22 protein-coding genes are annotated in these 24,575 nt (G+C 60.6%); 15 read left to right on the plus strand and 7 right to left on the minus strand.

Features of this window, described 5'->3' with window-relative positions; all coding sequences use genetic code 11:
* Positions 1 to 91: 91 nt before the first annotated feature.
* Genes hisS through hisG form a run of 3 tightly spaced genes read left to right on the plus strand, consistent with a single transcriptional unit; the run spans position 92 to position 3,421 of the window.
* Positions 92 to 1,606, plus strand: coding sequence for a histidine--tRNA ligase (hisS, locus tag BN77_RS08115; protein ID WP_007530377.1), 1,515 nt, complete (start codon positions 92 to 94; stop codon positions 1,604 to 1,606).
* Position 1,607: 1 nt separating this feature from the next.
* On the plus strand, positions 1,608 to 2,726 hold the full coding sequence (locus tag BN77_RS08120) for an ATP phosphoribosyltransferase regulatory subunit (RefSeq protein WP_007530379.1): 1,119 nt from the start codon (positions 1,608 to 1,610) through the stop codon (positions 2,724 to 2,726).
* Positions 2,726 to 3,421, plus strand: a complete 696-nt coding sequence (hisG, locus tag BN77_RS08125; RefSeq protein ID WP_007530381.1) for an ATP phosphoribosyltransferase — start codon at positions 2,726 to 2,728, stop codon at positions 3,419 to 3,421. Before BN77_RS08120 ends, hisG begins: the two co-directional genes overlap by 1 nt.
* Before the next feature lie 83 nt (positions 3,422 to 3,504).
* Here hisG and BN77_RS08130 read toward each other — a convergent pair whose 3' ends face one another.
* Complete coding sequence (locus BN77_RS08130; protein ID WP_007530383.1) at positions 3,505 to 3,927, minus strand: DoxX family protein; 423 nt, start codon at positions 3,925 to 3,927, stop codon at positions 3,505 to 3,507.
* A 215-nt stretch (positions 3,928 to 4,142) separates the two neighbouring features.
* Between BN77_RS08130 and BN77_RS08135 the strand changes: the two genes are divergently transcribed.
* Positions 4,143 to 4,853, plus strand: a complete 711-nt coding sequence (locus BN77_RS08135; protein ID WP_007530385.1) for a glutathione binding-like protein — start codon at positions 4,143 to 4,145, stop codon at positions 4,851 to 4,853.
* A gap of 70 nt (positions 4,854 to 4,923) precedes the next feature.
* Here BN77_RS08135 and BN77_RS08140 read toward each other — a convergent pair whose 3' ends face one another.
* From BN77_RS08140 to groES, 3 genes are all read right to left on the minus strand, one after another.
* Positions 4,924 to 5,370, minus strand: coding sequence for a hypothetical protein (locus tag BN77_RS08140; protein WP_007530386.1), 447 nt, complete (start codon positions 5,368 to 5,370; stop codon positions 4,924 to 4,926).
* Positions 5,371 to 6,066: 696 nt separating this feature from the next.
* A complete protein-coding gene (groL, locus tag BN77_RS08145) occupies positions 6,067 to 7,707 on the minus strand; it encodes a chaperonin GroEL (protein ID WP_007530389.1) in 1,641 nt (546 codons plus the stop codon).
* Between the two features lie 75 nt (positions 7,708 to 7,782).
* Positions 7,783 to 8,079, minus strand: a complete 297-nt coding sequence (groES, locus tag BN77_RS08150) for a co-chaperone GroES (RefSeq protein ID WP_007530391.1) — start codon at positions 8,077 to 8,079, stop codon at positions 7,783 to 7,785.
* A 322-nt stretch (positions 8,080 to 8,401) separates the two neighbouring features.
* Here groES and chrA point away from each other — a divergent pair, with 322 nt between their 5' ends.
* The 5 genes from chrA (at position 8,402) to BN77_RS08180 (ending at position 15,704) form a co-directional block, all read left to right on the plus strand.
* On the plus strand, positions 8,402 to 9,814 hold the full coding sequence (gene chrA / locus BN77_RS08155; RefSeq protein WP_007530393.1) for a chromate efflux transporter: 1,413 nt from the start codon (positions 8,402 to 8,404) through the stop codon (positions 9,812 to 9,814).
* A gap of 103 nt (positions 9,815 to 9,917) precedes the next feature.
* Entirely contained in the window at positions 9,918 to 10,766 is an 849-nt protein-coding gene (locus BN77_RS08160; RefSeq protein WP_007530395.1) for a TIGR01459 family HAD-type hydrolase, read from the plus strand.
* Positions 10,767 to 10,793: 27 nt separating this feature from the next.
* Complete coding sequence (locus BN77_RS08165) at positions 10,794 to 11,777, plus strand: bifunctional riboflavin kinase/FAD synthetase (RefSeq protein WP_007530397.1); 984 nt, start codon at positions 10,794 to 10,796, stop codon at positions 11,775 to 11,777.
* Positions 11,778 to 12,038: 261 nt separating this feature from the next.
* Complete coding sequence (gene ileS / locus BN77_RS08175) at positions 12,039 to 14,945, plus strand: isoleucine--tRNA ligase (RefSeq protein ID WP_007530402.1); 2,907 nt, start codon at positions 12,039 to 12,041, stop codon at positions 14,943 to 14,945.
* Between the two features lie 132 nt (positions 14,946 to 15,077).
* Positions 15,078 to 15,704, plus strand: a complete 627-nt coding sequence (locus BN77_RS08180) for a hypothetical protein (protein WP_040676900.1) — start codon at positions 15,078 to 15,080, stop codon at positions 15,702 to 15,704.
* Between the two features lie 102 nt (positions 15,705 to 15,806).
* On the opposite strand, the gene BN77_RS08185 is transcribed toward BN77_RS08180, so the two are convergent.
* Positions 15,807 to 16,244 carry a nucleoside deaminase gene (locus BN77_RS08185; RefSeq protein ID WP_007530406.1) on the minus strand — a complete coding sequence of 146 codons (438 nt, stop codon included), beginning with the start codon at positions 16,242 to 16,244 and terminating at the stop codon, positions 15,807 to 15,809.
* Between the two features lie 90 nt (positions 16,245 to 16,334).
* On the opposite strand from BN77_RS08185, the gene BN77_RS08190 reads away from it, so the two are divergent.
* From BN77_RS08190 to BN77_RS08200, 3 genes are read left to right on the plus strand one after another with little or no spacing between them, the layout of a single operon-like run.
* On the plus strand, positions 16,335 to 18,194 hold the full coding sequence (locus BN77_RS08190; RefSeq protein WP_007530408.1) for a pseudouridine synthase: 1,860 nt from the start codon (positions 16,335 to 16,337) through the stop codon (positions 18,192 to 18,194).
* Complete coding sequence (gene rsmD, locus BN77_RS08195; protein WP_007530410.1) at positions 18,175 to 18,735, plus strand: 16S rRNA (guanine(966)-N(2))-methyltransferase RsmD; 561 nt, start codon at positions 18,175 to 18,177, stop codon at positions 18,733 to 18,735. Before BN77_RS08190 ends, rsmD begins: the two co-directional genes overlap by 20 nt.
* 22 nt (positions 18,736 to 18,757) lie before the next feature.
* The gene (locus tag BN77_RS08200) at positions 18,758 to 19,654 is read left to right on the plus strand and encodes a patatin-like phospholipase family protein (RefSeq protein WP_007530413.1); all 897 of its coding nucleotides are present in this window, start codon (positions 18,758 to 18,760) and stop codon (positions 19,652 to 19,654) included.
* A gap of 15 nt (positions 19,655 to 19,669) precedes the next feature.
* Here BN77_RS08200 and BN77_RS34375 read toward each other — a convergent pair whose 3' ends face one another.
* Both BN77_RS34375 and BN77_RS08205 read right to left on the minus strand, forming a co-directional pair.
* Positions 19,670 to 19,819, minus strand: coding sequence for a hypothetical protein (locus tag BN77_RS34375; protein WP_202902608.1), 150 nt, complete (start codon positions 19,817 to 19,819; stop codon positions 19,670 to 19,672).
* Between the two features lie 334 nt (positions 19,820 to 20,153).
* A complete protein-coding gene (locus tag BN77_RS08205) occupies positions 20,154 to 21,962 on the minus strand; it encodes a monovalent cation:proton antiporter-2 (CPA2) family protein (protein WP_007530415.1) in 1,809 nt (602 codons plus the stop codon).
* A gap of 118 nt (positions 21,963 to 22,080) precedes the next feature.
* On the opposite strand from BN77_RS08205, the gene BN77_RS08210 reads away from it, so the two are divergent.
* The 3 genes from BN77_RS08210 (at position 22,081) to BN77_RS08220 (ending at position 24,560) form a co-directional block, all read left to right on the plus strand.
* The gene (locus tag BN77_RS08210; RefSeq protein WP_007530417.1) at positions 22,081 to 23,427 is read left to right on the plus strand and encodes a TldD/PmbA family protein; all 1,347 of its coding nucleotides are present in this window, start codon (positions 22,081 to 22,083) and stop codon (positions 23,425 to 23,427) included.
* Positions 23,428 to 23,443: 16 nt separating this feature from the next.
* Positions 23,444 to 24,253 (plus strand): 3'(2'),5'-bisphosphate nucleotidase CysQ, encoded by an 810-nt coding sequence (locus BN77_RS08215; protein ID WP_007530419.1) that lies wholly within the window; start codon positions 23,444 to 23,446, stop codon positions 24,251 to 24,253.
* A 61-nt stretch (positions 24,254 to 24,314) separates the two neighbouring features.
* Positions 24,315 to 24,560 carry a DUF4170 domain-containing protein gene (locus BN77_RS08220; protein WP_007530422.1) on the plus strand — a complete coding sequence of 82 codons (246 nt, stop codon included), beginning with the start codon at positions 24,315 to 24,317 and terminating at the stop codon, positions 24,558 to 24,560.
* Positions 24,561 to 24,575: the final 15 nt, after the last annotated feature.

Raw genomic sequence — 24,575 nt, forward strand, 5'->3', positions numbered from 1 at the left:
TGTGTTCCGGATCAAGGGCCTTCGCCCTTGCCGCACCCGGCCCTTTCCGCTAGGAAACCGCCACTGTCACAGCGAGCGGAATACCTTGGAAATGAACGACAAGCAGAAGAAACCACAAAAGCTCAAGGCCAGACTTCCACGCGGCTTCGTCGATCGTTCGGCAGCCGACATCCGCGCCGTCACCGAAATGACCACGAAGATCCGGGAAGTCTATGAGCACTATGGTTTCGATCCTGTCGAAACACCGCTTTTCGAATACACTGATGCGCTGGGCAAATTCCTGCCCGATGCCGACCGGCCGAACGAAGGCGTGTTCTCGCTGCAGGATGACGACGAGCAGTGGATGTCCTTGCGTTACGACCTGACGGCGCCGCTCGCCCGTCATGTCGCCGAGAATTTCAACGAGATCCAGCTGCCCTACCGCACCTATCGCGCCGGCTATGTTTTCCGCAACGAGAAGCCGGGCCCGGGCCGCTTCCGCCAGTTCATGCAGTTCGACGCCGATACCGTCGGAGCGCCGGGCGTGCAGGCCGATGCGGAAATGTGCATGATGATGGCTGATACGCTGGAAGCCCTCGGAATCAAGCGAGGCGACTACGTGATCCGTGTCAACAACCGGAAGGTTCTCGACGGTGTTCTGGAAGCGATCGGTCTTGGGGGCGACGATAAGGCTGGCCAGCGTCTCAACGTGCTGCGCGCGGTCGACAAGCTCGACAAGTTTGGTCCCCAGGGTGTTGAGCTGCTGCTCGGTGCCGGACGAAAGGATGAGTCCGGCGACTTCACCAAGGGGGCGGGGCTCGACCAGAGCCAAATCGACAAGGTCCTGTTCTTTGTCGGCATCAAGGACTATGTCGAAAGTGCGGCGCAGCTTGCCGAGCTGGTTGCCGGTACATCCAAGGGTGCGGAGGGCGTCGAGGAGTTGAACTTCATCGGCGCATTGGTGCGAAGCGCCGGTTATCAGTCCGACCGCATCAAGATCGATCCTTCGGTCGTCCGTGGCCTTGAATACTATACTGGTCCCGTCTACGAGGCAGAGCTTCTCTTCGACGTTACCAACGAGAAGGGCGAGAAGGTGGTCTTCGGTTCCGTCGGCGGCGGCGGTCGTTATGACGGCCTTGTCTCCCGCTTCATGGGTCAGCCCGTGCCCGCCACCGGCTTCTCTATTGGCGTCTCGCGCCTGATGACGGCGCTGAAGAACCTCGGTAAGCTCGGCCAGGCGGAGGTCATCGAGCCGGTTCTGGTCACCGTCATGGACGGCGATGTCGAGGCGATGGGCAGATATCAGCGTTTCACCCAGGAGCTGCGTTCGGCTGGCATCCGCGCCGAGATGTTCCAGGGCAACTGGAAGAAGTTCGGTAACCAGCTGAAATACGCCGATCGCCGTGGCTGCCCCATTGCCATCATTCAGGGCGGAGATGAGCGTTCGCAGGGCGTCGTTCAGATCAAGGACCTGATCGAGGGCAAGCGCTTGTCGGGCGAGATCGAGGACAACGCCAGCTGGCGCGAGGCCCGCGTCGCCCAGGAGACCGTTGCCGAGGGCGATCTGATTGCCAAGGTGAAGAATATTCTGGCGGCGCAGGCTGAAGACCGGAAGAGGGCGGGCTGAGATGGCCCTGATCAACCTGCCGGACTTCTCCGGCGAGCTCCTTTCAGAGTTTGCAGCGCGAAAGACGGAACGGGTGGACACGCCCGTCATCCAGCCAGCCGAACCGTTTCTTGATATCGCCGGCGAGGATCTTCGCCGGCGCATCTTCATGACCGAGAGCGAGACGGGCGCCAGCCTTTGTCTGCGTCCGGAGTTCACGATACCCGTCTGCCTGCGGCACATCGAGAGCGCGACCGGTACGCCGAAACGCTATTCCTATCTCGGCGAAGTTTTCCGTCAGCGACGCGAAGGCGGCAACGAATTCTATCAGGCCGGGATCGAGGATCTTGGCGACATCAACATTGCCGCTGCCGATGCGCGGGCGATCGGTGATGCGATCGGCGTCTTGGCGCGTGTCGTTCCCGGCAAGCACCTTTCTGTTACACTGGGCGACCAGGCTGTCTTTGAGGCGGTCGTACAGGCGCTCGGCCTGCCGCTTGGCTGGCAGAAACGGCTGATCCATGCCTTCGGCAACATGAGCCAGCTCGAGGCCCTCTTGGCGAACCTTGTCAGCCCTCAGTCTGTGACCGGGCTGAGCGACGAGATCGCGCATCTGATCGCTGCCGATGACGAACCCGCACTGGTCGCGCACATCGATGCGACGATGCAGGCGACGGGTTATTCGACGAATGCAAGCCGCTCTCCGCTGGAAATCGCGCGTCGTTTGAAGGAGAAGCTGATCCTCTCCGAAACGCGCCTCGATGACGCGGCCTACCGTGTGCTCGAGGAATTCCTGTCGCTGAACGTGCCGCTGATCAATGCTTCGGCGGCGCTTGCCGGTTTTGCAGATGCCGCGGGCCTCAAGCTTGGCAACGCGCTGGCTCGTTTCGACGGTCGTGTGGCCGCGCTCGCCAATGCCGGCGTCGACTTGGGGCTGATAGACTACCGCGCAGCCTTCGGGCGTCCGCTGGATTACTACACCGGTCTGGTTTTCGAAATCGGCGTCCAGGGCACGTCGGCGGTCCTCGCCGGTGGTGGCCGTTTCGACCGGTTGATGACGTTCTTGGGAGCCAAGGAACGCATTCCAGCCGTGGGCTTCTCGCTCTGGCTGGATCGCATCGAAGCGGAGAGGGCTGCCTGATGACGATTACCATCGCACTACCCTCCAAGGGACGCATGAAGGATGATGCCTCGGCGATCTTCGAACGCGCCGGCATCAGGATCACTGCTGTGGGCAACGATCGCTCCTATCGCGGACGCGTGGAGGGCTGGGACGACGTCGAAGTCGCCTTCCTCTCCGCCTCGGAGATTTCCCGCGAGCTCGGCAACGGCACGGTCGATTTCGGTGTCACAGGTGAGGACCTTATTCGAGAGGGGCTGGCGGAGGCGGACAAGCGTGTCGAGGTTTGCGCGCGTCTCGGGTTCGGCCATGCGGATGTCGTGGTTGCCGTTCCCGAAATCTGGCTCGACGTCGACACCATGGCCGATCTTGGCGACGTCGCCTCCGATTTTCGCGCCCGTCACGGACGGCGCCTGGCGATCGCCACCAAATACTGGCGGTTGACGCAGCGGTTCTTCTCAAGCCAGCACGGCATCCAGCTCTACCGCATCGTCGAAAGTCTTGGGGCAACCGAGGGGGCGCCTGCCTCTGGCTCTGCCGATATCATTGTCGATATCACTTCCACCGGCTCGACCCTTCGCGCGAACAACCTGAAGGTCCTGTCTGACGGTGTCGTCCTTCGCTCCGAAGCCTGCTTCGTCAGGGCGCGGAAGGAAAGCCACGCGAATGACGCGACCGTTCAGCGGCTGATCGACGCCGTTCGTTCAGTACTCTGACTTATCTCCCGAATGATCGCATGAAAAAACCCGCCGTCTCGTGAACGGCGGGTTTTCATGCCTTGGGAGGATGCCCCGATCGATTAGGCGGCTACGTAGGCGCCGCGGCGTGCGTCGAGCGAGTAGACGCCCGGGCCGTAGGTGGCGAGCAGGATGTAGGCGCCGGCCAGCGTGATGTTCTTCATGACCATGATCTGGTTCAGGATGTTAACCAGTTCCGTGCCGCTGGCGTAGGGCAGGTGGAAGAGGACGGCAGTGAACACACAGAAGCCAGCCAGCAGCCAGCCGACGATCTTCGTCTGGAAGCCAACGAGAACGGCAAGGCCGGTCAGCAGTTCGAAGGCGCCTGCGAGATAGGCAAGGGCAGTCGCTGCGGGAAGACCAGCACCGGCGATCATGCCGGCAGTACCGGCCGCGTCGGCGAGCTTGCCAAAGCCTGCTAGGATGAACATGAAGGAGAGTAGGATGCGGGCGCCAAGAATGATGAGGTTGTTGGTATTCGACATGGGACGTTGTCTCCGTTTGAATGACGTCTGAGGTCGTTGTGCCCCCGGCACGCTGCCAACCCCGATGCCGCTTTGTCGCCTTTTTTTGCCGTAGTGGAAAGATAGACGGAAGGGGACACTTTGTTCTCTAATATTGAACGAAAGATAGTGAGCAGGCAACCTTGCCATCAGCGCTGGCCCTCTTCTATGTTCGGCCACCCAAGATGGAGACCCCAATGGCAGATCTTTCCGCTTTTCCAATTACGACGCGCTGGCCTGCAGCGAACCCGGACATTATCCAGCTTTACTCGTTGCCGACACCGAACGGCGTGAAGATATCAATCGCGCTTGAAGAGCTCGGCTTGCCCTATGAGCCACATCTGATTTCCTTTAGCACGAATGACCAGAAGTCTCCGGAATTCGTGTCGCTCAATCCGAACGGTCGTATTCCAGCGATCATCGATCCCAATGGTCCGGATAGAAAGCCGATCGGCATTTTCGAATCCGGTGCCATCCTGCTGTATCTCGCTGAGAAGACCGGCAAGCTCATTCCGGCCGATGCGGCGGGGCGCTATGAGACGATCCAATGGGTCTTCTTCCAGATGGCCGGCATCGGGCCAATGTTCGGGCAGTTCGGCCATTTCTACAAGTTCGCAGCCGACAAGGTCGCCAACAACTCCTATCCGATGGAGCGCTACCGCGACGAATCGAAACGGCTGCTCAGTGTGCTGGAAGCGCGGCTCCAGAGCCGGCAGTGGCTCATGGGCGATCTCTACACGATCGCCGACGTCGCCACGTTCCCGTGGCTCCGGGGCGCCGATATCTTCTATGGCGGCCGAGAGGTGCTGGACTATAAGAGCTTCCCGGCGGTCATGGACTGGCTCGAGCGTTGCATCGCCCGCCCGGCATCGGAAAAGGGGTTAAGCATACCTGCCCGACCTGATTAAAGCCGAAGCAAGATTGCGACAAGGCCGGTCCCAGTCCCATAGGGCCGGCTTTTATGTCTGGCCGACGCTTCTATTGGCGGCGTGCAAACTCGTTGCCGACATTGGTCTTGAAACGCGGAAAGACAAAAACTCCAAGCATGCTGCCGTGACAGGCACCGTCATGCCCGTTCGACTCGCCCATGCAGAACAAGGGCTGGCGGAAGCCATTCGACATTATGATCGTCGTCGAGAAGCAGAAGGACGACGAGAGCGTGGCGGCCTGCTCGAAGAGTTCCAAAATGTGTGCGTGATCCTTGGGGTCATAGCAGCGCGTGAGGCTGAGAAGGCCGCATTCCCGCGCCGGTAGCCCGTGCAGCAGGGCGCTCGATTCCTTGAGGCGGATCACGCCGCTGGAAAAGTCTGCAACCCAGGTTTCCGAAACGGAATACTGCGCAAGCATTTCATGATCGTGATTGCCGATATCCAGCGAACCCGGCATGAGCGGTGCCGCGACGTTGGTTTTCGCGATTTTAAACAAATTTTCCCCAGCTTAGGTACAGCTTCCCCCGCTGCACGTCCGGCAAAAATGATTAGGTTCATGCTGCACCGTACTTCATGCACGGGACCTCGCGAAATGGGGCCTGGATTGCCGGTTCTTCTGACGAACCGCTTCCAATTTCGCCGAGAATTTACACAACTTATGATCTATTTTCGGGAGAGGTTCTTCCCGAGCACGGTCCCGTGTTCGCCTGGTCGGGATCGTTGTCGCTCGCGACCGTCGGCTGATGAAGGCACACCGAATGCAACGGGAATTTATAGGTACTTTTATGCAAACGGCAATCGGCTTTTTGGGAGGCGCTGATATCTACTGTGAGTGGAAACAGAGCTTGAGGTCTGGGAAGATCCATAAAGCGGCACAAGAGTGCAGTTTTTGAGGATTAAGCGATTTCGTTTCCCGTCGATGCAGCCAGATTTGCATAAAATTGCATCGAAGGGAAAACAGCCTTCGAACGAAAAAAACGAAAACCCGCAAGCTTTGCGAAAGCCTCGCCAAATCCGAAGAGCGCTCAGATATCTGGTTAAACGTTTCACCTGACAACTGAAAAAGCGTGCGACCGCACCCGAATCAGTGTCGAAACGAAAAGGGCGGTCCGAAAACCGCCCTTCCTGTTCCGGGAAACCGGAGATAGATCGGTGAAGCTTCATGGACGCTTCAGCGATAGGCTTTCGCCTATCACATCATGTCCATGCCGCCCATGCCGCCCATACCGCCTGGCATGCCAGCCGGAGCGTCCTTCTTCGGCAACTCGGCGATCATCGCTTCGGTGGTGATCAGCAGCGAAGCAACCGAAGCTGCGTCCTGCAGAGCCGTACGAACAACCTTGACCGGGTCGACGATACCCATGGCGATCATGTCGCCGTATTCGCCGGTCTGGGCGTTGTAGCCGAAGTTGTCTTCGCCCTTCTCGAGGATCTTGCCGACAACGATCGACGCTTCGTCACCAGCGTTCTCGGCGATCTGGCGGGCCGGAGCCTGCAGAGCGCGACGAACGATGTTGATGCCGGCTTCCTGGTCGTCGTTCTCGCCCTTGGCGGAGATCTTGGCGGAGGAACGCAGCAGGGCAACGCCGCCGCCCGGTACGATGCCTTCCTGAACAGCAGCGCGCGTCGCGTTGAGCGCGTCGTCGATGCGGTCTTTCTTTTCCTTCACTTCGACTTCCGTCGAGCCGCCGACGCGGATAACGGCAACGCCGCCAGCGAGCTTGGCAAGACGCTCCTGCAGCTTTTCGCGGTCGTAGTCCGAGGTGGTTTCTTCGATCTGGGCCTTGATCTGGGCAACGCGGCCTTCGATGTCGGACTTGGCACCGGAACCGTCGACGATCGTCGTGTTTTCCTTGGAGATCGAAACCTTCTTGGCGCGGCCAAGCATGTCGAGGGTAACCGACTCGAGCTTGATGCCGAGGTCTTCGGAGATAACCGTACCGCCCGTGAGGATCGCGATGTCTTCGAGCATGGCCTTGCGGCGATCGCCGAAGCCCGGAGCCTTGACAGCAGCTATCTTCAGGCCGCCGCGCAGCTTGTTGACGACGAGCGTCGCAAGTGCTTCGCCTTCGACATCTTCAGCGATGATGAGGAGCGGCTTGCCGGTCTGAACGACGGCTTCGAGAACCGGGAGCATCGCCTGCAGGTTCGAGAGCTTCTTCTCGTGCAAGAGGATGAAGGCGTCTTCGAGATCGGCAACCATCTTTTCCGGGTTGGTGACAAAGTACGGGCTGAGGTAGCCGCGGTCGAACTGCATGCCTTCGACGACTTCGAGTTCGGTTTCAGCGGTCTTGGCTTCTTCGACGGTGATAACGCCTTCGTTGCCGACCTTCTGCATTGCTTCAGCGATGTCGAGACCGATCTGCTTTTCGCCATTTGCGGAGATCGTGCCGACCTGGGCAACCTCTTCCGAGGTGTTGATCTTCTTGGCCTTTGCCTGGAGATCCTTGACGACTTCGCCGACAGCGAGGTCAATACCACGCTTCAGGTCCATCGGGTTCATGCCGGCAGCAACTGCCTTGGCACCTTCGCGAACGATGGCCTGAGCGAGAACCGTTGCGGTCGTCGTGCCGTCGCCGGCGATATCGTTGGTCTTCGAAGCAACTTCGCGGACCATCTGAGCGCCCATGTTCTCGAACTTGTCTTCCAGTTCGATTTCTTTGGCGACCGAGACGCCGTCCTTGGTGATGCGCGGAGCGCCGAAGGACTTGTCGATGATGACATTACGACCCTTCGGGCCGAGTGTTACCTTCACTGCGTCAGCGAGAATGTCGACGCCACGCAGCATCTTTTCGCGCGCGGTGCGGCCGAACTTGATTTCTTTAGCTGCCATGATTGAAACTCCTGAATTCGAGTTGTCCGGGCTTTGGGGGCCCGTAGCTAAAATCGGAAAGGGAAAAACGGCTGATTAGCCGATGATGCCCATGATGTCGGCTTCCTTCATGATCAGAAGGTCTTCGCCGTTGATCTTGACTTCGGTGCCAGACCACTTGCCGAACAGAACGCGATCGCCAGCCTTGACGTCGAGAGCGACGACCTTGCCGGACTCGTCACGAGCACCGGAACCGACGGCGACGATTTCGCCTTCCTGCGGCTTTTCCTTAGCGGTATCCGGAATGATGATGCCGCCCTTGGTCTTTTCTTCGGACTCAACGCGGCGAACGACGACGCGATCGTGAAGGGGGCGGAAATTGGTGGTTGCCATTGTCTAATCCCTCGATCAAATGACACTCGCGGGCCGAGCGGCCCGCACGGATGGGTGTTAGCACTCGTCCTTGGTGAGTGCTAGCGAGGCAGCATTTAGGTGTGGCCTAACGGGGAGTCAAGAACGGCCGCAATTTTTCTTCGGTGTCCTCGCAAATAGCCTTAACAGCACCTCCTTGTCGGAAGTTCGACAGGCCGCGCGATGATGGACCACTCCCCGAGGTCCTATCTCTCAAAAAGCCAAGTGCAAGCCCTTTGGCGCAGGATTGTCGCAAACGCGTGCCGATGATATCGAGCGCCTTGGGGCGAGAGGGGCGACAACCGTGAACGAGGCGATCGCGGCAGAGGGTAGCGTGGCGGCACCGACGCTGCGACAGGTAGCCGGCGTCTGGGCGCGGATTGGCTGTGTAAGCTTCGGCGGCCCGGTTGGCCAGATCGCCCTCATGCATAGGACCATCGTTGACGAGAAGCGCTGGATCTCCGAGGAGCGCTTCCTGCATGCGCTGAATTTCTGCATGCTGCTGCCAGGGCCTGAGGCCCAGCAACTCGCCATCCTCATCGGCTGGATGATGCACGGCATACGCGGCGGCCTCATTGCCGGCCTGCTGTTCATGTTGCCTGGCTTCTTCGCCATCCTGGCGCTATCGAGCCTCTACGCCGTCTTTCAGGGAGCGGCCTGGCTTTCCCCGTTTTTCTTCGGTGTGAAGGCGGCGGTCCTGGCAATCGTCATCGAGGCATTGCTGCGGGTGGGGCGCCAAGCGTTGAAGGAACGCTTTCATTACTATGTGGCCGGAGCGTCGTTCCTGGCTTTCTTCCTTCTGAACCTGTCGTTTCCTCTGGTCATCATCCTGGCCGCAGCGGCGGGACTGTTATGGACGCGGCATCGCCGGCATCGATTGGCAGCGCCAGCTTTTCCGCAAACCTCTTCCGGCAGGCGCTTTCCCACAATCACAACACATGCGATCGCAAAGCCGCTCGCAGTGCTCGTGTTCTGGATTCTCGTCTGGCAGTTGCCGCTCTTCTTCATTCGGGGCATCGATGCACCGGCGGACCTGATCGCCGAAACGCTGAGCGGCGAGACCAATGTGTTCGGCGCGGTCTTCGTCCTCTTCTCCAAGATGGCCGTCGTTACCTTCGGAGGCGCATACGCGGTCCTTTCCTACGTCACGCAGGTCGCTGTCGGCCACTACGCATGGCTTCAGCCAGGCGAGATGCTCGATGGACTAGCGCTTGCCGAGACGACGCCCGGGCCGCTCGTCCTTGTCCTCTGTTTTGTCGGTTTTCTCGCTGGCTACCGCAACCCCGTTGCCATGGCGCCGGTGGCTGGTGGTGTTCTCGGCGCCTTCCTCGCCGCATGGGCAACGTTCGTGCCGAGCTTCGTCTGGATCTTTGCAGGCGCGCCCTACATCGAGAGGCTGCGCAACAACGAGAACCTCTCGGGGACCCTTTCGGCGATCGCCGCGGCGGTCGCAGGCGCCATTCTCAATCTTGCGCTATGGTTCGGTCAGCATGTGCTTTTTGCAGAGGTCGGCCGCCTCGCGCTCCTTTCCGTCAAGACCGGGCTGCCGATCGTCAGCGTCGCCTGGCCAGAGTGGCGGACGCTCGATCTCGTGGCGCTCGGGATCTTCGTGCTCGCGTCCGTCCTGCTCTTTCGCTTCAAGGTCGGCATCCGGACCGTAATCGGCGTCTCCGCCGCTGCGGGTCTGTTGGTCAAGGCTGCCATCGCTGTCCTCTAGTCGGTGGGTTCCGGTTTTTTGCCGTTGCTCACTGCAAAATGCCTTGCCATTGCGGCATGCCTTTGCGATGTCAGCCGTGACTTAACGAGATCGGGAAATCGGAATGGCCAAGCGGATCGAGAACCTTGCGGAAATCACCAGCCAGTATGATGCGGTGTTCTGCGATGTCTGGGGTGTCCTGCACAACGGCGTCGATCCCTTCCCGAAGGCGGCGGCTGCACTGGAGGCAGCGCGAGAGCAGGGACTGACCGTCGTTCTCATCACCAATTCGCCCCGCATCGCTCCGCAAGTCGTGGCGCAGCTTCGCCAGATCGGTATCCAGGACGGCGCCTACGACCGGATCGTCACCTCGGGCGACGTCACGCGAGGCCTGATTGCCGAGGGGCCGAAGAAGGTATTTCTGCTCGGACCGGATCGCGACCTTGCGATCATCGAGGGGCTTGGAGTGGAACGCGTAGATGCCAGGGATGCGGACTCGGTCGTCTGCACCGGCTTCTTCGACGACGAAACCGAAACTCCAGAAGACTACACCGAGATGCTGAAGGCGTTCCAGGCGCGCGGCGTGGCGATGATCTGCGCCAACCCTGATCTGGTTGTCGAGCGCGGCCACAAGATTATCCCCTGCGCCGGCGCGATGGCGGCCTATTACGATCAGCTCGGCGGTCAGACACGTATTGCCGGCAAGCCGCACAAGCCGATTTACGACGCCGTATTGTCGGTGGCCCGCGAGGCGCATGGCGAGTTTCCGAAGAGCCGCGTCCTGGCGATCGGAGACGGGATGCCGACCGATGTGCGCGGCGCTCTCGATTATGGCCTCGACCTCCTCTATATCAGCGGCGGCATCCATGCGAAGGAATACACGCTGAATGGGGAGACCGATGAGGCGATCCTCACGGCCTACCTAGAGCGCGAAAAAGCGACCCCGAAGTGGTGGATGCCTCGTCTAGCCTAAAGAGCCCCGCAGAAGAAAAGCCAGCTGATGACTGTTTTTCACCGCAACGAAACCCGCGAACCCTTGCCGGACCACCTGCGTGGCGGCGTCATTGCCATTGGCAATTTCGACGGCGTGCATCGCGGGCATCAGTCCGTGCTGAACCGGGCCCTCGAAATATCGCGGCAGCGTGGTATTCCGGCACTCGTCCTGACTTTCGAGCCGCATCCGCGTACTGTCTTCCGCCCAGATCAGCCGGTCTTTCGCTTGACGCCTGCACCGCTTAAGGCGCGTATCCTCGAAGCGATCGGCTTCAACGCCGTCATCGAATATCCCTTCGACAGGGAGTTTTCGCAGCGTTCCGCCGAAGATTTCATCCATTCGATCCTCAAGGATTGGCTCGGCGCATCCGAGGTCGTGACGGGTTTCAACTTTCATTTTGGCCGTGGCCGCGAAGGCGGTCCGGCCTTCCTGATGGATGCCGGTCAGAAGTATGGGTTCGGCGTGACGTTGATCGATGCATTCCGCGACGAGAATACCGACGTTGTGTCCTCGAGCCATATTCGCGAACTGCTGAAGGACGGCAACGTCAGCGAGGCAGCCGCGATGCTCGGTTATCACTATACAGTGGAAGCGGAAGTCATTGGCGGCGAGAAGCTTGGCCGCCAGCTCGGCTTCCCGACCGCGAACATGCAATTGCCCGCTGAAGCCGATCTGAAGGCCGGCATCTACGCCGTTCGCTTTCGTCTTGCGAACGGCACCCTGCACGATGGCGTCGCCAGCTACGGTCGCCGACCGACGGTCACGGAAAATGGCGCGCCGCTGCTTGAGACCTACGTTTTCGATTTCAGCGGTAACCTCTACGGGCAGATCTGTTCGGTATCCTTCTTCGGCTACTTGCGCCCAGAACTGAAGTTCGACGGCCTTGACCCCCTTGTCGAGCAGATGAATTGCGACAAGGACGAGGCAAGGGCACTGCTTGCCGGCGTGCGTCCGCTTGGCGAACTCGACCTCAAGATCTGCTTTCACTGATTTGGGAGCGGCAGCGCTTGCCCCGCGCTCGTGGGCTGCGCCATGAAATCCCTCTTCCTTTTCCCTGCAAAAGCGCCTATGAACCGGCCCGATGAAAAAGTTCCGGCTGGCGATCACGATACGAATTATCGGCCCGGCCTTCCGCGCGCGCTAAGCGGCCGGAAGGTCCGGGTTTTCGGCGCTTGGACGACGAGCGCCTCCGTCACCAATTTTCAAGCCCGTTGCGCCCACTTCCGTGGCGCCTAGAGACGATTGCTAGACATGACCGATACAGCCGAAAAAATCGACTACTCTAAGACCCTCTATCTACCGGAAACGGACTTCCCGATGCGCGCCGGCCTGCCACAGAAGGAGCCGGAGACCGTTGCCCGCTGGCAGCAGATGGGTCTCTACAAGAAGCTGCGCGCTTCCGCTGCTGGCCGCGAGAAGTTCGTGCTTCACGACGGCCCGCCTTATGCGAACGGCAACATCCATATCGGGCACGCGTTGAACAAGATCCTCAAGGACGTCATCAACCGCTCGTTTCAGATGCGCGGTTACGACGCCAACTACGTCCCCGGGTGGGACTGCCATGGCCTTCCGATCGAATGGAAGATCGAGGAGAAGTACCGCGAGAAAGGCAAGAACAAGGACGAGGTTCCGGTCAACGAATTCCGTCGGGAATGCCGCGACTTTGCTGCTGACTGGATCAAGGTGCAGTCGGAGGAGTTCAAGCGCCTCGGCATCGAAGGTGACTTCGACAATCCGTACACGACGATGAACTTCCATGCGGAATCGCGCATCGCCGGCGAATTGCTGAAGATCGCCAAATCCGGCCAACTCTATCGCGGCTCCAAGCCGATCATGTGGTCGGTCGTCGAGCGCACGGCGCTCGCCGAAGCCGAGGTCGAATACGCTGATGTCGAAAGCGACATGATCTGGGTGAAGTTCCCGATCGTCGAAGGCTCCAGCGATCTCAAGGGCGCCTTCGTCGTGATCTGGACAACAACGCCGTGGACGATCCCGGGCAATCGCGCCATCGCTTATTCCTCGCGCTACGGCTATGGCCTCTATGATATTGAGACGGCTGAGAATGACTTCGGACCGCAACCCGGTGAACGGCTGATCTTCGCCAAGCGCCTCGCCGAAGAGTCGGCTGCCAAGGCGAAGGTGACCCTCAAGTTTGTCCGCGATGTCGCAGCGGCGGAATTCGCCTCGATCACCTGCGCGCACCCCCTGCACGGGCTTGGCGGCGGCTACCACTTCGAAGTGCCGCTCCTCGACGGCGACCATGTCACCGATGAGACGGGCACCGGCTTCGTCCACACTGCGCCGAGCCACGGGCGCGAAGACTTTGACGCCTGGATGGCCAACCTCCGTTTGCTGGAAGAGCGCCACATCTCGTCGGCGATCCCGTTCCCGGTCGACGATGCTGGGTTCTTCACGACTGACGCGCCTGGTTTCGGCCCGGATGCCGAGGGCGGTGCTGCTCGCGTCATCGATGATAAGGGCAAGAAAGGCGATGCCAACGAACGGGTCATCAAGGCGCTGATCGGTCGCCATGCGCTGTTTGCACGGGGTCGCCTCAAGCACTCGTATCCGCACTCCTGGCGTTCGAAGAAGCCCGTCATCTTCCGCAATACGCCGCAGTGGTTCGTCTACATGGACAAGGAACTCGGTGACGGCACGACGCTGCGCTCGCGCGCCCTGGGCGCAATCGACGCAACCCGCTTCGTACCTGCCGCCGGCCAGAACCGCCTACGCGCCATGATCGAACAGCGTCCGGATTGGGTGCTCTCGCGTCAGCGCGCCTGGGGCGTGCCGATCTGCCTCTTCGTTGATGACGACGGCGGTATCCTGCAGGACGATGCCGTGAACGAACGAATCCTGGAAGCCTTCGAGAAGGAGGGTGCTGATGCCTGGTTCGCGGATGGCGCGCGCGAGCGCTTCCTAGGTGAGAAGGCAAACGAGCCCTGGACCCAGGTCATGGACATCCTCGACGTCTGGTTCGACTCGGGCTCGACGCACACCTTCACGCTTGAAGACCGCCCGGATCTTAAATGGCCGGCCGACCTTTACCTTGAAGGGTCCGACCAGCACCGCGGCTGGTTCCATTCGTCGCTGCTGGAATCCGCCGCAACCCGTGGCCGGGCGCCCTATAATGCTGTTCTCACCCATGGCTTCACCATGGACGAGAAAGGCGAGAAGATGTCGAAGTCGAAAGGCAACGTGACATCTCCGCAGGAAATCATGAAGGACGCAGGCGCCGATATCCTACGCCTTTGGGTGATGACGTCCGACTACGCCGAGGATCTGCGTGTCGGCAAGACGATCATCCAGACGAACATCGATGCCTATCGAAAGCTGCGCAACACCATTCGCTGGATGCTCGGCACGCTGGCTCACGACAAAGGCGAAGTCATCGCACTTGCCGATCTGCCGGAGCTCGAGCGATTGATGCTGCACCGGCTGGCCGAACTCGAACAACTCGTCCGCGAGAGCTATGACGCGTTCGACTTTAAGAAGATTGCTCGCGCGCTGATCGATTTCGCCAACGTCGAGCTCTCGGCCTTCTATTTCGACGTCCGCAAGGATGCGCTCTACTGCGATGCGCCGTCGAGCCTGCGCCGTCGTTCGGCCCTTCATGTCATCCGCAACATCTTCGAATGCATGGTGACATGGCTGGCGCCGATGTTGCCCTTCACGACCGAAGAGGCCTGGCTGTCGCGCAATCCTTCAGCCCTCTCGGTTCACCTCGAGCAGTTCCCTTCCATTCCGGCGGAATGGAAGAACGACGCTCTTGCCGAGAAATGGAAGAAGATCCGCGCCGTTCGTACGGTCGTCACCGGCGCTCTGGAAATCGAGCGCAAGGACAAGCGCATGGGCTCCTCGCTGGAGGCTGCCCCCGTCGTTCACGTCACTGATGCGGAGCTTCTGAAGGCGCTGGAGGGCCAGGACTTTGAGGAAATCTGCATCACGTCTGGCATTGTTATCGATGGCAGGGAAGGGCCCGCCGAGGCGTTTCGTCTGCCGGAGGTATCGGGTGTCAGCGTCGAGCCGAAATTGGCCGAAGGCATCAAATGCGCCCGGTCCTGGCGGATCACGACGGATGTCGGCTCTGACCCCGAGTATCCCGACGTCTCGGCCCGCGATGCGGCCGCGTTGCGCGAACTAGCGGTGCAAAACTGAAGAATATTACCGGGTGAATTGCACAATCGCGGTTCATCCGGTAAAAGCTGCCTGAAAATGGCCGGATTTTTGCGTCAGGGGGACGATTGTCCGTAGGGCGATGATTGCACCGGCATGGCTGGAAGGGTTTTCATGTTATCAACGCGTTGGTTCCGTATGGGCGTCTGCCTGACGGTTGCTGTGACAGGCGGCTCGATGATTTCCGGCTGCGTGGGAAGCCCCCGCTACGGAACGGACAAGACCGCAATGGAGCAGTTGACCGACGACCTTGGTCAGTCCGTTTCCCTGACTGGCGACGGGCCGAAAAACAAAGGTGTCAAATACAGCGCCCGCCCGGGTCTCGTGCTGCCGTCGGCAGGTGACAAGGAAAACCTCGTCGAGCCGCAGCAGAGCATTGCCAGCAAGGAAAATCCGCAGTGGATCGAATCCCCGGAAGAAACCCGTGCGCGCCTGGTTAAGGAAGCTGACGAAAACAGCGACAACCCCAACTACCGCTCGCCGCTCGCAAGTGACAAAGTTGAAGGTGGCCGGCAAACGACCGAAGCCCAGACCAAGGCCTATCGCGAGGCTCGCGCTATCCAGAAGGGCTCCTATACCGATCGCCGCTACATCTCGGATCCACCGACCGAATACCGCCAGGTCGACGATCCGGCCAAGCTCGACGATCTCGGCGAGCCGGAACTGAAGAAGGCGAAGAAGAAGAAGAAGGAAGCTGCGATTGCCGGTACCGGCAATCAGTGGTGGAACCTCCTCCAGTAAGATTTCAAGCGGGGCTGTCAGCCCCGCTTTGCTTTTGACCACGTGTCAACAAGCATCCCGCCAGCAAGGCTGGCGCCGACAGCGCGAAGATTACGAGCGATGTCATGGCACATCACGCTTCTGCGCGAAGAACGTTCGAAGGATATCGGCGGATGTTGTCTCCCGCAGACCGGAATACACCTCCGGGGCGTGGTGGCAGGTGGGCTGCCTATAGAAGCGCACGCCATTGTCGACGGCACCACCCTTCGGGTCTTCTGCGCCGTAATAGAGCCTGCGAATGCGCGCAAAGGAAATGGCGGCCGCGCACATCGTACACGGTTCCAGCGTCACATAAAGGTCGGCGCCGGTCAGTCGTTCCTGACCCAGCGCCTCGCAGGCCATGCGAATGGCGGCGATTTCAGCGTGAGCTGTGACATCGTTGAGCTCGCGCGTGCGATTGCCGGATGCCGCAACCACGGCACCGTCAATCGCGAGAACCGCTCCGATCGGTACCTCACCGCGTTCGCCGGCGGCGCGGGCCTGGTCGAGCGCCAGCTCCATAAATTGATTTGTCTTCACGATCCGACAATTTCCACTTAACCGCAGGGGCGCGACCTGATAGGAAGGCCCCAAAAGGCAGGCAAACAACAAATGACATTCAAAGACAAGCCAAAACGGCCAGGCGGTAAGCCATCTCCGCGCAATGCCGGCCCGAAGTTCGGTGGCAAGCCCGCAAAGGCACTCGTCAAGACTGAGGCGAGCAGCCTTGCCGAAGGTGACGCCAAGGCCGAGCGCATCTCGAAGGTGATGGCGCGCGCCGGCGTCGCATCGCGTCGCGATATCGAGCGCATGATCATGGACGGCCGCGTCAAGCTGAACGGCAAGCTCCTCGAGACCCCCGTCGTCAACGTGACGTTGACGGACAGGATCGAAGTGGACGGCATTCCGATCCGTGGCATCGAACGCACCAGGCTGTGGCTCTATCACAAGCCAGCCGGCCTGGTGACGACAAACGTGGATCCGGAAGGACGCCCCACTGTTTTCGACAACCTGCCGGATGATCTGCCGCGCGTCATGTCGATTGGCCGTCTCGACATCAACACCGAAGGCCTGTTGCTTTTGACCAACGATGGGGGCCTTGCCCGCGCGCTGGAATTGCCGACGACCGGCTGGCTGCGCCGCTACCGCGTACGCGCCCACGGCGAGATCGACCAGGAGGCGCTCGACAAGCTCAAGGATGGCATTGCCGTGGATGGCGTCCTTTATGGCTCGATCGAAGCGACCCTCGACCGTACACAGGGCTCGAACGTCTGGCTCACCATGGGCCTGCGGGAAGGCAAGAACCGCGAAATCAAGAACGTGCTCGGCGCCCTCGGCCTCGACGTCAATCGTCTGATCCGCATTTCCTATGGTCCGTTCCAGCTCGGCGACCTGCCGGAGCGGGATGTGGTCGAAGTTCGCGGCCGCACTTTGCGTGACCAGCTGGGCCCGCGCCTGATCGAGGATGCGAAGGCCAATTTCGACGCGCCGATCTACAACTCGCCGGCTGTTGCGGCTGAGGAGGAACCTGAAGCGAAGCCGGAGCGCCGCGAGCGCCTCCGCAAGCCGGAAGACAAGCGCGAGCGGGCGCTGAGCCGCCTAGACACCAAGCGTGAGGATCGCCACGATGACCGTCGCGATGGTGGCCGCAATGACGATGATCGTCCGAAGCGCCCCGCGCTCGGCAGCCGCCGTAACGCCAATGTCTGGATGGCCCCCGGCGCCCGCCCGCTCGGCGAGAAGGCAGCAGCCAAGGCGGAAAAGAACGCGAAGACCGCCCGCCGACGTGGCGAGACCCCTAATACTGCCAAGCCCGAACATTCTCACTACGGCGACGACCGCCCCCGTGTTCAGATAAATCGCGCGAGCGATGACGAGGGCGAATGGATCCGATCCAGTGAGATCGTCCGCAAGTCCAAGGATGAAGGCGATGACGGCTTCGGCCGCAAGCGCTCCTTCGGGGATCGTCCGGCTCGCGGTGACCGCTCGTTTCGTGACCGTCCGGCGCGCGGCGACAGGCCGCATGGCGACCACCCTTCGCGCGGCGAGCGCCCGTTCTCCGACCGCCCTCGCAGCGATCGCAAGCCGCGCGAAGAGGGCGACGAGCGTCCGCGTTCGTTCGGGGATCGTCCGGCTCGTGGTGACCGCCCGTTCGGAGACCGTCCTCCGCGTGGCGACCGCCCGTTCGGGGACAAGCCACGTGCCGATCGGCGTCCTCGCGCAGAGGGAGATGAGCGCCCACGCGCCAAGAGCTTCTCAGGCGAGGCCCGTTCGGAGCGTCCGGCTGGCAAGTCCTTTGGCGACAAGCCGCGCGGCAAGAGCTTCGGCGGCGGTAAGCCGGGCGCCGGCAAGTCTTTCTCAGGCAAGCCGAAGGGCGACAGGCAGGGCGGCGGTGGCAAGCCTTCGGGCGGGCCGTCGCGGAGTGGACCGAAAGGAAAGGGAATGACGCGCGGTGCGGATCGTCGGCGGTGAGTTTCGCGGACGGCCGCTTGCCGTACCAAAGTCAAGCGACATCCGGCCGACTGCCGACCGGACGCGTGAGAGCTTGTTCAATATTCTAAGCCACGCCTATCCGGAATGCATCGATAGCACCCGGGTCCTGGATCTCTTTGCCGGCACCGGCGCGGTCGGGCTCGAAGCTGTTTCCCGAGGTTGTCGCCACGCGCTGTTTGTCGAAAACAGCGTCGAGGGCAGGGGCTTGCTTTGGGAAAACATCGATGCGCTCGGCCTGCATGGCAGGACGCGCATCCTAAGGCGCGATGCGACCGATCTCGGCAGCGTCGGCAACCTCGAGCCGTTCCAGATGCTGTTTGCCGATCCGCCCTATGGCAAGGGCCTTGGCGAAAAGGCCATGGCCGCCGCCGCCAAGGGCGGCTGGCTGCAACCCGGCGCAATCGCGGTGCTTGAGGAACGCGCGGACGTTGCCGTTTCGATCGACCCTTCCTATCTTTTCCTGGAAAGCCGGATATTCGGCGACACGAAGGTTCATTTCTTCCGTTATCAACCTGAATAGGCGGCGGAAATCGGGGGGAGCGGTGCAGCAGGCAGAGAAGATCGAGACCGAGTTGCCTGCCTCCCGCAACGCCTCGGGCTGTTCGACACCCACGGTCGCAGTTGCCTTCGGCGGCGGCGGCGCGCGCGGCCTGTCGCACATCCACATCATCGAAACGCTGGATGAGCTCGGCATTCGACCCGTCGCGATTGCGGGCTCCTCGATTGGCTCGATCATGGGCGCAGGAATGGCGGCCGGGATGACGGGCGATGCGATCCGCGAGCACGTCATGATGACCGTTGGCAACAAGGCCGCGGTCGTGAGCCGCCTTTGGGGCCTACGCCCGCAGACCGTGCGCGATGCCGTAGCAAACGGCGTGCGCATTGGACAGTTTAACCTCGAACGGATCCTGAAAGCTTTCCTTCCCGCCGATCTGCCGGATCGTTTCGAGGACCTGCCGATTCCGATGATCGTGACGGCAACCGACTACTATGACCAGTGCGAGGTGTTGACGAGCCATGGCGCGCTGTTCCCGGCGCTGGCCGCTTCGTCGGCGATCCCAGCCGTCTTTATGCCGGTGCGGCTGCAAGGGCGGGTGATGATCGACGGTGGCATCAGCAATCCCGTGCCTTACGAATGCCTCATGGACCGGGCCGACATCGTCATAGGCATCGACGTCGTCGGCGCACCGGAAGGCGATGGCACCCATATTCCGAACCGGATGGAAAGCATCTTCGGGTCCGGGCAGTTGATGATGCAGACCGCGATTTCCCTGAAGTTGCGCCTACAGGCGCCGCACATCTTCCTGCGCCCACCCGTTGGGCGGATCGGCGTGATGGACTTCCTCAAAGCGCGCCAAGTCCTGTCCATGTCAGTCGGCATCAAGGACGAACTGAAATACGCGCTCGATCGCGAGATCGAAGCGCGGATCGGCCCTTAGAGGCTTTGCACAAAACTAGTAGCCGTTAATGCCGGCGCCACGAACCGGGCCAATCCCTGCGGGGGTTGCGTAGGTGGTATTCCCCGCGCCCGAGCCGGTGGTTGTGCACCCGGAAAGTGCAAGGAGCGCGATGGCGACGGTGGCTAAAAGACAGCGTGGAGGCATGGCATTGTCCTATCATCGAAGACTGCACGGGCCTCAGCGGCCAACGCCGGATACTCCCTCAAATCGACGGCATTGGCAACTAGGGGATGTAGCCAATTACCGGCGTATCTCAGGAAGGCCACTGCGATCGCCCATTTTGTCGTTTAGGTAACGCAACCAGTCCAGCACAGCAATTGATACTGTCGTGACCGCCGCGAGGAAGGTGAAAAAAGCGATCAGTGCCGAACAGCTTGTGGAGCCATCCAAGCTTGACTTCGGTTCTGAGCTTCCGCCCGTCCGGTAGAGGTCGCCTTTTACCGTCTGCGCGCGCAGCTATACCAAAGTCTAAACCGCTCTAAGCGTCGGCTGTAACTTCTGCAGTGCCCGCCAGCGGGTCCTCGTCGAAGTTCGCGGCGCGCTTTGGCTTGACAAGCGGCTCCGGTTTGACCGGCTGGGAGAAAAGCATGTCGCGGCCGGCCTGCAGTCCTTCCGTGACCTGGAGGACCAGGCGGGCCTCGTCGCGCTTGCGGATATCCTCGCCGATCTCGTAGGCCTCCGCCTCGCCGACACCCAATGCCTCGAGCGTGCGTCGGCCAAACAGCAGACCGGACTCCAGAGTTTCGCGCAGTTCATAGTCGACGTTGAGGTTGCGCAGCGCGATCGAGTGGATGCGGTCGTAGGAGCGCACGAAGAGCTTGGCATGTGGATAGTCCGCCTGCACCAGCTCGACGATCTTGTCGGTAATCTCACGCTTCTGCGTGCAGACGACGACGATCTTGGCGCGGTCGATGCCGGCGGCCCTGAGCACGTCCTTGCGTGTGCCGTCGCCAAAGTAGATCCGGAAACCGAAGGAGGAAGCCTGTCGGATGCGATCGGCCGAAAAGTCGATGACGGTTACGGCGCGCCCGCCGGCGAGCAGGATCTGGGCAGCGATCTGCCCGAAACGCGAGAAGCCGACCATCAGCACATCCGCGCCTGCGCCTTCAAAATCCTCGTCCAGCTGTTCCTCCTCTTTGCCTGAAAGGAGACGCTTGGCCAGCATCGTTCCGATCGGGGTGAGCGCCATCGAAAGGGTGACGATGGCGATCAGCAGTGAGGCGGTGCTTGTCGGCATCAGTCCGGCAACACCGGCGGCGGTAAACAGCACAAAGCCGAATTCGCCGCCTTGCGGCAGGAGGAAAGCGATCCTGATAGCATCGTCGTGCGGCGAGCCTGTTGCGCGGCAGAGAATATAGATCACGAGAGCCTTCGCGGTCATGATGACGGGCACGGCTACGACAATGAAAAGACCGTTGTCTCTGAGCACTTCCAGTTCAATCGACAGGCCGACCGCGATGAAGAAGATAGCGAGCAAAACACCACGGAAGGGCTCGATATCGGCTTCCAATTCGTGGCGATAGGAGGACTCAGCAAGCATTACGCCGGAAAGGAAGGCGCCCATCGCCATCGACAATCCGGCAAGCTGCATCAGGCTCGCCGACCCCATCACAACAAAGAGGGCGGCGGCAATCATTGCCTCTCTGGCACCTGTGCGGGCGATGATCTGAAAGAGCGGCGTGAGCAGATAGCGCCCCATGACGATCATCGCAGCGACCGCCGCAATGGCGACCGCGAAGTCAAGCAGAGGCGCTCCACTGCCCTTGCCACCGTCAAGAATACTGATGAGAGCCAGCAACGGCACGATCGCAAGATCTTGGAAAAGCAGCATTGAGAAGGAGCGTTGCCCGTAGCGGGTGTTCACATCGCCTTCGTCTTCGAGGATCTGCATCGCAAATGCGGTGGAGGAGAGAGCAAGCCCGAAACCCGCAACGATGCTGCCGCGCCAATCCAGAATTCCGGAAAAATAGGTCAGCAGTGTAAGCACAAGACCGGTCGCCACCACCTGCGCGGTTCCGAGCCCGAAAATGTCGCGCCGCATCTGCCAGAGGCGCGAAGGCTTCAGCTCCAGCCCTATGATGAACAGCAGGAAAACGACACCGAGTTCGGCAACGTCGAGGATCTGCTCGCCATCGGTCAACCCGTGAAAGATCGGGCCGATCACGACGCCGGCAGCGAGATAGCCGAGCACGGTTCCGAGCCCAAGTCGCTTGAAGATCGGTGCCGAAACTACGGCGCCACCGAGCAGCAGGATCGTCTCGGTGAAAAGAGTATTAGGCTCTGACATCAGGCGTGTCTCTTTCAAATGCGGGGAGGCATGCAAGCGACGGCAAAAGAATCGATGTGCGCGGCCTTGATGCTTTTGGTAGTGCACAATAAATGGAACGCGAAGGAAAGGCCAAATCATGTCCTCAGAAATCGACTCCTCGACGCTTCTTTCCCGCGCAAGCCAACTGATCGATCTGGCAAAGAAGGCTGGGGCCGACGCCGCAGATGCGGTGGTCGTGCGCTCGCGATCGCAATCTGTCAGCGTGCGCCTCGGTAAGGTCGAGGGAACGGAATCGTCGGAAAGCGATGATTTCTCGCTGCGCGTTTTCATTGGCAAGCGGGTTGCCAGCGTCTCCGCAAATCCAGGCTTCGATCTTTCTGCGCTGGCCGAACGGGCTGTCGCGATGGCCAAGGTATCACCGGAAGACCCATTCGCCTGTCTGGCGGACGAGGACAAACTCGCGAAGTCCTATCCGGATCTTCAGCTTCTCGACACCACCGAGGTGTCATCCGACCAGCTTCGTGAAGCCGCGCTTGAGGCGGAAGCTGCGGCCCTTGCCGTCAGTGGCGTTACCAATTCGTCTGGCGCCGGGGCTTCGGCCGGAATGGGCGGCCTTGTGCTCGTGACCTCCCATGGTTTTGAAGGCAGCTACATGGGCTCGCGCTTTGGCCGATCAGTGAGCGTCATCGCGGGCGAAGGCACGGCCATGGAGCGCGATTATGATTTCGATAGCCGCCTCTATTTTGGCGAACTGGATAACGCCGCCGACATCGGCCGCAGGGCAGGCGAACGCACGGTCAAGCGCATCAATCCGCGCCAGGTGGATACGGCCAAGGACATCACCGTCGTTTTTGATCCCCGCGTCGCACGTGGCTTCGTTGGGCACATCGCAGGGGCGATCAATGGCGCGTCTGTGGCGCGTAAGACGAGCTTCCTGCGCGACAAGATGGGTCAGCAGGTATTGAGATCGGGACTTTCGATCTCGGACGATCCGCTGATCGTCCGCGGCCCGTCATCGCGCCCCTTCGATGGCGAGGGCGTATCCGGGGAGCGATTGCTGATGATCGAGGACGGTATCCTCAAGCATTGGTTCCTCTCCACCTCGACGGCCCGCGAAATCGGCATGGAAACCAACGGCCGCGGCGTGCGCGGTGGCAATTCGGTGACGCCGGCTGCGACGAATCTCGCGCTGGAACCCGGCGATATCTCGCCGGAGGATCTGATCCGCAGCGTCGGCACTGGCTTCTACGTGACCGAGCTGATCGGCCAGGGCGTCAACATGATCACCGGCGAGTATAGCCGCGGTGCGACCGGCTTCTGGATCGAGAATGGCGAACTGACCTTTGCTGTGTCCGAAGTGACGATCGCTTCGAATCTCAAGGACATGTTCATGCGGGTCACGCCTGCAAACGACATCGACCGCAAGTTCGGTGTCGCCGCTCCGACGCTTGCGATCGAAGGAATGACGCTCGCCGGGCGCTGATAGATTGGATTGCCGAATGAGCGACGTGAAGACAGCCCTCTGGCGGAGCGATCTGGAACTGATCGCGGATGCTGCCAGGCAAGCCGGCGATGTTGCACTCGGTTATTTCAACCGGTCGCCAGAAGTCTGGTGGAAGCACGAGGGACGATCGCCCGTTAGTGCCGCCGATTTCGCGGCCAACCAGAAGCTTGAATCCATTCTGCGGGCCGCCCGGCCGGACTATGGCTGGCTTTCCGAAGAAACCGAAGACGACGGCAATCGGCTTTCACGGGACACGCTGTTCATCATCGACCCTATCGATGGCACGCGAGCATTCCTAGCTGGTCTGGAATTGTGGTGCGTCAGTGTTGCGGTCGTGCGCCACGGGCGGCCGGTCGCCGGGGTTCTCTACGCTCCTGCCTTGCAGGAACTCTACGAAGCGGTCGAGGGCGGCGTGGCCTTGAAGAATGGTCAGCCGATAACCGTATCGACGACACCGCTCGATGCACCTGGGCGTTTTGCGATAGCCGAGGACGTGCTCAAGGCATTTCCGGAGGCGCTCAAGCATCGCATTGAGCGGGTCAGGCACGTCCCGTCCCTTGCTTACCGCATTGCGATGGTCGCCGACGGGCAGATCGACGGCACCTTCATCAAGCACAATTCACATGATTGGGACCTCGCCGCGGCCGATTTGATACTCGAGCGGGCTGGCGGCCGGCTTGTTGATCTCCAGGGTGACGCGCCGCTCTATAACCGCGTCAAGGTCAGCCACGACGAACTTTGCGCCGCCGCTGCGCCGCGACTCTCTGATCTATTAACCGGGATTGGTGAACGTCGAGGCAGTTGACGTTTTCGTCAAAATCCCTCAGATGAAGCGGCGGAGGAGAACAGAGCAGAAAGAGAAGAAAATGACGGAATCCGGCAACAAAAAGCAGCTCTTGCATCTCGTATTTGGCGGCGAATTGGAAAGCTTGGACGATGTTCAGTTCAGGGACCTCAGGGACCTCGATATCGTAGGCATTTTTCCGGACTATGCCACGGCATTGACCGCCTGGAAGGCAAAGGCTCAGTCGACTGTGGATAATGCACATATGCGATATTTCATCGTCCACATGCACCGTTTGCTGGACCCGGAAAGCAAGTCTGCCCAGTAACTTTCCCGCGGTCAC

Source organism: Rhizobium mesoamericanum STM3625 (assembly GCF_000312665.1).
In the GTDB taxonomy this organism is placed as follows: Bacteria; Pseudomonadota; Alphaproteobacteria; order Rhizobiales; family Rhizobiaceae; genus Rhizobium; species Rhizobium mesoamericanum.

What these genes read in the sequence shown, in the direction of transcription:
- BN77_RS34375 (WP_202902608.1), bottom strand. Translation starts at nt 19,819, where the DNA reads ATGCCTCCACGCTGTCTTTTAGCCACCGTCGCCATCGCGCTCCTTGCA.
- BN77_RS08135 (WP_007530385.1), top strand. Translation starts at nt 4,143, where the DNA reads ATGGCAGATCTTTCCGCTTTTCCAATTACGACGCGCTGGCCTGCAGCG.
- ileS (WP_007530402.1), top strand. Translation starts at nt 12,039, where the DNA reads ATGACCGATACAGCCGAAAAAATCGACTACTCTAAGACCCTCTATCTA.
- BN77_RS08205 (WP_007530415.1), bottom strand. Translation starts at nt 21,962, where the DNA reads ATGTCAGAGCCTAATACTCTTTTCACCGAGACGATCCTGCTGCTCGGT.
- BN77_RS08120 (WP_007530379.1), top strand. Translation starts at nt 1,608, where the DNA reads ATGGCCCTGATCAACCTGCCGGACTTCTCCGGCGAGCTCCTTTCAGAG.
- BN77_RS08130 (WP_007530383.1), bottom strand. Translation starts at nt 3,927, where the DNA reads ATGTCGAATACCAACAACCTCATCATTCTTGGCGCCCGCATCCTACTC.
- BN77_RS08210 (WP_007530417.1), top strand. Translation starts at nt 22,081, where the DNA reads ATGTCCTCAGAAATCGACTCCTCGACGCTTCTTTCCCGCGCAAGCCAA.
- BN77_RS08165 (WP_007530397.1), top strand. Translation starts at nt 10,794, where the DNA reads ATGACTGTTTTTCACCGCAACGAAACCCGCGAACCCTTGCCGGACCAC.
- hisS (WP_007530377.1), top strand. Translation starts at nt 92, where the DNA reads ATGAACGACAAGCAGAAGAAACCACAAAAGCTCAAGGCCAGACTTCCA.
- BN77_RS08180 (WP_040676900.1), top strand. Translation starts at nt 15,078, where the DNA reads ATGTTATCAACGCGTTGGTTCCGTATGGGCGTCTGCCTGACGGTTGCT.
- BN77_RS08160 (WP_007530395.1), top strand. Translation starts at nt 9,918, where the DNA reads ATGGCCAAGCGGATCGAGAACCTTGCGGAAATCACCAGCCAGTATGAT.
- groES (WP_007530391.1), bottom strand. Translation starts at nt 8,079, where the DNA reads ATGGCAACCACCAATTTCCGCCCCCTTCACGATCGCGTCGTCGTTCGC.
- BN77_RS08220 (WP_007530422.1), top strand. Translation starts at nt 24,315, where the DNA reads ATGACGGAATCCGGCAACAAAAAGCAGCTCTTGCATCTCGTATTTGGC.
- BN77_RS08215 (WP_007530419.1), top strand. Translation starts at nt 23,444, where the DNA reads ATGAGCGACGTGAAGACAGCCCTCTGGCGGAGCGATCTGGAACTGATC.
- BN77_RS08190 (WP_007530408.1), top strand. Translation starts at nt 16,335, where the DNA reads ATGACATTCAAAGACAAGCCAAAACGGCCAGGCGGTAAGCCATCTCCG.
- BN77_RS08185 (WP_007530406.1), bottom strand. Translation starts at nt 16,244, where the DNA reads ATGGAGCTGGCGCTCGACCAGGCCCGCGCCGCCGGCGAACGCGGTGAG.
- hisG (WP_007530381.1), top strand. Translation starts at nt 2,726, where the DNA reads ATGACGATTACCATCGCACTACCCTCCAAGGGACGCATGAAGGATGAT.
- groL (WP_007530389.1), bottom strand. Translation starts at nt 7,707, where the DNA reads ATGGCAGCTAAAGAAATCAAGTTCGGCCGCACCGCGCGCGAAAAGATG.